General features: G+C 73.7%; 4 protein-coding genes. 1 reads left to right on the top strand and 3 read right to left on the bottom strand.

Annotated elements, in window-relative coordinates; genetic code table 11:
- Positions 1-379 precede the first annotated feature (379 nt).
- Positions 380-1,654: a streptophobe family protein gene (locus AOK23_RS21935; protein WP_055714393.1), complete on the top strand. Its 1,275-nt coding sequence runs from the start codon at positions 380-382 to the stop codon at positions 1,652-1,654.
- 65 nt (positions 1,655-1,719) lie between these two features.
- Here AOK23_RS21935 and AOK23_RS21930 read toward each other — a convergent pair whose 3' ends face one another.
- The 3 genes from AOK23_RS21930 to AOK23_RS21920 all read right to left on the bottom strand — a co-directional run bounded on the left by AOK23_RS21930 (position 1,720) and on the right by AOK23_RS21920 (position 4,792).
- On the bottom strand, positions 1,720-3,015 hold the full coding sequence (locus AOK23_RS21930) for an MFS transporter (protein ID WP_055714392.1): 1,296 nt from the start codon (positions 3,013-3,015) through the stop codon (positions 1,720-1,722).
- Positions 3,012-4,181, bottom strand: a complete 1,170-nt coding sequence (locus AOK23_RS21925) for a PLP-dependent cysteine synthase family protein (protein WP_206336256.1) — start codon at positions 4,179-4,181, stop codon at positions 3,012-3,014. Before AOK23_RS21925 ends, AOK23_RS21930 begins: the two co-directional genes overlap by 4 nt.
- Before the next feature lie 179 nt (positions 4,182-4,360).
- Entirely contained in the window at positions 4,361-4,792 is a 432-nt protein-coding gene (locus AOK23_RS21920; RefSeq protein ID WP_055714391.1) for a hypothetical protein, read from the bottom strand.
- Positions 4,793-4,976 lie beyond the last annotated feature (184 nt).

Here is a 4,976-nt window from a genome sequence, read left to right as displayed (position 1 = left end):
ACAATAGGCCGGTCGTGAAACAAGGCGGCATCAAAGGTGAGAAGAGCCGCCGCATCCCTACGGGGGGAGAAGACCCGTGAGCGCCGAACAACCCTCCCCCGGCCGCCCGACCGGCCCCCCCTCCGGCCCCCTGTCCGGGCCGTCGCAGCCCGGCCCGGACAGGGGGCCGGAGGGGGGTCCGGTCGGGCGGCCGGAGGAGGGTTGTTCGGCGCTCACGGGTCTTCTCCCGCCGTAGGGATTCCGCGGCTTTTCTCACTTTTGATGCCGCTTTGTTGCACGACAGGCCTATTGTGTGCTCTGGTCCGGCTCCGCCCGCAAGCCGAGCGGTCACCCTCCGTCCGGCGCGCGGAGTGACCTCGCCGTGCTTAGCGTGGCAAGGGTGAGTCCTCAGACCCTGCGTTCTCCGCGGACGGAGCCCGAGCGGGCGACCGCCCGGCACGGCTGGCTCCAGGCCCTCGGCACGGTCCTCGCCGGGCTGGTCGTCATGGTGGTGGTGGCCGCGCTCGGTCTGTGGGCGGCGGGTGCGAAGGACCTGCCGGACAACGCGTTCCCGCGGGTGGTCGCGGCCGCCGTCGTGACGGCGGTCGGCGGCACCATCGAGCTGTCCGGCGGCGCCGGGGCCATCGCCGAGACGCAGGCCGGACTGACCGTGATCCCGCTGTCGGTGACCCTCGCGGGGGCCCTGGTGATCGCCGCCGGGTTCCTGAGGCCGCTGCGGCACCGCGCGGTCGCGGGGGCGACCGAACTCGCCGGCTGGGCCGTACGGATCGCCGTGCTGTGGCTCGCGGCGCTCATCGGTGTCTCGCTCGGGGCGCGGCAGACGTTCGACATCCCCCTCGGCGACGTGGGGGACTTCCTCGGCACGTCGGCCGACGTGGGCTTCGAGACGGACATCGCGTCCACCGTCTTCTTCGGCCTGCTGTGGCTCGCCGGGATCCTCGTCCTGGCGCTGCTGGTCTCCCGTGCGGCCCCGCTCCCACCGCGGCTGCTGCGGTTCCAGGAGTCGGTGCGCCCGGCGGCGTACGCCATGGTGGTGCTGCTGCTGGCGTACGTGGCACTCGGCGTCGTCATCGGGATCGTGGTCGCCGCGACGCGGGGGCATGCCGCCGAGACGGCCGCGGTCATCCTGCTGGGTCTGCCGAACATCGTGTGGCTGACGTTCACGATCGGGCTGGGCGCCACCTGGGAAGGGCAGGTCGAGGGGCCCTTCGGGCTGCCGATGCCGCAGGTGTTGGACCAGGTGCTGCGCGGCCCCGACGTCTCCGAGCTGAACCTCGGCTCCCTCGCCGACTACGACGAACGGGTGTGGTGGCTGGTGGTGGTCGACGCCGTGCTCCTGCTGGTCGCCGCGTTCGTGATGGCGGCCCGCTCCCCCGCGCGGGTCCGGCTGTGGCAGCACGCGGTGCACATGGCGGTCGCCCTCGTCCTCACCGTCCTGATGATCTGTCTCGTCGCCAGGATCTCCGCCCACTACGGGCTGTCGGTCATCGGCATCGGCGACCTCGGCGGCGATCTGGGCGGAGAGGTGTATCTACGGCCACAGCCGTGGTCCGCGCTGGGACTCGCCGCCCTGTGGGGGCTGGTGACGGGCTTCGCGGGCGGGCTGCTGGCGAAGGGCGTCCGGCGGCGGGGAGCGGTCGACGAGTTCGCGTGAGGCGGACGGGGAAAGGGCGGGCGCCACGGGGGCGCCCGCCCCTCGTCGTCAGCAGGGGGTGTCGGTCAGACCGTCACCGGCTTGGGCTGCGCCGGTGCGGCCAGGCGGCCCGTGCGGTGCAGGCCGTGCACGGCGGCCGCGCAGGCGAGGCCGAGCGCGCACAGCGAGATCCACGGCAGCGCGGGCAGGCCCGCCTCGCGAGCCGCGTCCAGGGCGGCACCGGTGAGGAGGTTGCCGACCGTGATGCCGATCCCGCAGACCGTGTTGTACAGCCCGTAGTGCGTGGCGACGAGCCGGTCCCCGGAGAGGCGGACGATGGTGTCCATCTCGAAGGGGTACGCGATCATCGTGCCGACGGCCAGGAGCAGCGCGGCCAGCGCGGGCGGGACGGCCGCCGCCAGCCACCGTCCGACGCCGGGCGCCGGTACCGGCAGAGCGGCGGTCAGCAGCAGGGGCAGGAAGGCGACGCCCATGACCGCCAGGCCCCGGATGAGGGCCTGGCCCGGCTCGTAGCGGGCCTTGCACCAGGCGGTGACCCGGGTCTGACCGAGGATCGTGCTGAGCCCGGAGACCGCGAAGAGCACCGCCACCGCGGCCGTGCCGAACTCGCCGTCCCCGCCGATCCGCCGTACCTCCAGGGGCAGGGCCAGATAGACCTGGAAGGTGAGGACGTACGAGCCGACCATGGCCACGGAGAACAGCAGGAAGGCCCGGTTGGCGAGGATGCCGCGCCACTGGGTGAGCACGCCCTCCCGCATGTCGCCGTGCTGTCCCCCGCCGTCCTCCCGGCCGCGCGCGGGCAGGGCGCGGATCTGCACGACGGAGAGCACGGCGAAGACACCGGCCGCCGTCAGACAGGTGACGCGGAAGTCGACGCCGGTGAGGACCATGCCCACCAGCGGGCCCAACAGGATGCCGGCCTGGTAGAAGACGTTGAACAGGGCGAACGCCTCGACCCTGCGCTCCCCTGCCTCCGCCGCGAGGTAGGCCCGGACGGCCGGGTTGAAGAGCGCGCCCGCGAGACCCGTGGCCGCCGACGCGGCCAGCAGCGCGGGCAGCGAGTCGACGAAGCCGAGCGCGGCGAAGCCGACGGTGCGCAGGACGCATCCGGCGACGATCAGGGGCTTGTAGCCGAGGCGGTCGGCGAGGGTGCCGCCGACCACGAACATGCCCTGCTGGCTGAAGTTCCGTACGCCCAGCACGAGTCCGACGACCCAGCCGGCTAGGCCGAGCGTGCCGGACAGATGGGCGGCCAGGTAGGGCATCAGCATGTAGAAGCCGAGGTTGATGGTGAACTGGTTGACCATCAGCAGCTGGACGGCGCGGTCGTGGGAGCGCACCTGGGCGAGGGTGCCCTTCACTCGGCGGCCCCCTCACGGGGCGTGGAGGGCAGGGTGAGGGGGTCGACGACGTCGGTGCAGCGGGTCCAGCGGTCGACCTCCTTCTCGTCCGCGCGGCCGATGACGTCGGGGTCCAGGGGCGGCGGCCCGGCGAGGAGGCCGTGCCGGGCGCAGTACTCGTCGTCGTAGACGGTGTCGAGGTAGCGCTGCGGTCCGTCGGGGAAGACCGCCGCAATCCGGGTGTCGGCGGCCTCGGTGCGGGCCAGCCAGCCGGCGACCAGCGCCACGGCGCCGACGCTCCAGCCGCCGGTCGCGTAGTGCGAGGCGGCGAGCCGGCGGCAGGTGTGCACGGCCTCGTGCGGGGCGACCCAGTGGACCTCGTCGAAGGTGGCGTAGGCGACGTTGCGGGGGTAGATGCTGGAGCCGAGTCCGCGCATCAGCCGGGGGCGGGCGGGCTGGCCGAAGATGGTCGAGCCGATGGTGTCGACGCCGACGATCCGGATGTCCGGGTACAGCTGGCGCAGCACCCGGCCGATGCCCGCGGAGTGGCCGCCGGTGCCGACGCTGCACACGAGGACGTCGATGTGCCCCAGTTCGGTGGCGAGTTCGAGGGCGAGGGGGGTGTACGCGGTGGTGTTGTCGGGGTTGTTGTACTGGTCGGGGCACCACGAGCCGGGGTGGCGCCGGAGCAGTTCGGTGACCCGGTCGCGGCGGGCCTGCTGCCAGCCGCCGGTGGGATGGGGGTCGGTGACGATGTCGACCTCGGCGCCGTAGACGCCGAGCAGGCGGGTCATGGACGGCTCGAGTCCCGGGTCGGTGACCAGGGTGACGGGGTGGCCGTGGACCATTCCGGCGAGCGCCAGTCCGAGGCCGAGGGTGCCGCTGGTGGATTCGATGATCCGTGCGCCGGGACGCAACTCGCCTCGGGCGCGCGCCCGTTCGACCATGTAGAGGCCGGGCCGGTCCTTGATGCCGCCGGGGTTGAATCCCTCCAGCTTCGCCCAGAAGCCGTGCCCGGCCGGGGTCAGCGGTTCGGACACGCGCAGGAGGGGTGTGTTGCCGACGAGTGCGGGCAGCGCCGAACCGCCGGACGCGGTGCGGGGGTCGGCGGGGACGCGGGGCGTGTCGGGTGCGGTGGTGTGCGTGGGGCCGCCGGTGCGGGGTGTGGTGGACGGTGTGGTGGTCATGCCGGTGGTCGTCTTGGTGATCGACTGCATGTCGTTCGCTCTCGCTGGACGGTGAGACGGATGGGTGGTGTCGTCTCGCGCCGGGCCACGGACGGGCGGACGGATGCGGCCGGTCGGCCGGTCCGCCGTTCGGGGGTTCGGCGCGGCAGCCGGTGCGGGGCCGGCTGCGAGCGAGAGGTCTAGATGCGCCACCTGGAGGTACGGACGAGGGCTGTCCTACCGGTACGGGCGCGTCGGCGTCGGTGCGGGCGACGGCGCCCCCGCCACGGCGGGCGCACGGCGGTCGCGGCGGCACCGGCGAGCAGGGGGGCCGTGTCGGTCGCGGGCGGCTGGTCGGCCGACTGTGGGGCGGGGGCGCGCAGGACGCCGACGGGCACGCACTCCTCGGCCGTGTGGTGGTCGTGGGGCCCGTGCGGTGTCTCGTGGCCGGAGGAGGGCTGCACCGCCGCCAGGACGGTGGAGGGCTGCGTCGGCGTCCGGTGGGGCTCGTCGACCGGACCGTGCGCGAAGGCACACAGGACGATCGTGATCAGCAGGCAGCCGCGGACGAGGGCGGCGAGCAGCCTCGGCCAGGGCGAGTCGGCCCGCGCCTGGCGGACGAGCGAGGGCATGCGGGTGTGTGGGGGCCGGACGTACGAGGGCGTGCGGGTGCATGGGGGCCGGACGTACGAAGGCATGCGGGTGCGTGGGGGCACTGGGGGTCCTCCGGGCGTCCGTCGGCTCGGCGGTGCGTGACCCTTGTTCAGGGCACGCGGGAGCGAGCGGCGGACGTGAGTGCGGGTGCGGGTGCGGGCG

It is taken from the genome of Streptomyces torulosus (assembly GCF_001419765.1).
Taxonomy (GTDB): domain Bacteria; phylum Actinomycetota; class Actinomycetes; order Streptomycetales; family Streptomycetaceae; genus Streptomyces; species Streptomyces torulosus.
The sequence above is the reverse complement of the archived record's forward strand: the minus strand, read 5'-3'. Positions and strand labels throughout refer to the sequence as shown.

Coding starts and splice junctions, on each gene's coding strand:
- AOK23_RS21925 (WP_206336256.1), bottom strand. CDS start 4,181: ATGACCACCACACCGTCCACCACACCCCGCACCGGCGGCCCCACGCAC.
- AOK23_RS21920 (WP_055714391.1), bottom strand. CDS start 4,792: ATGCCCTCGCTCGTCCGCCAGGCGCGGGCCGACTCGCCCTGGCCGAGG.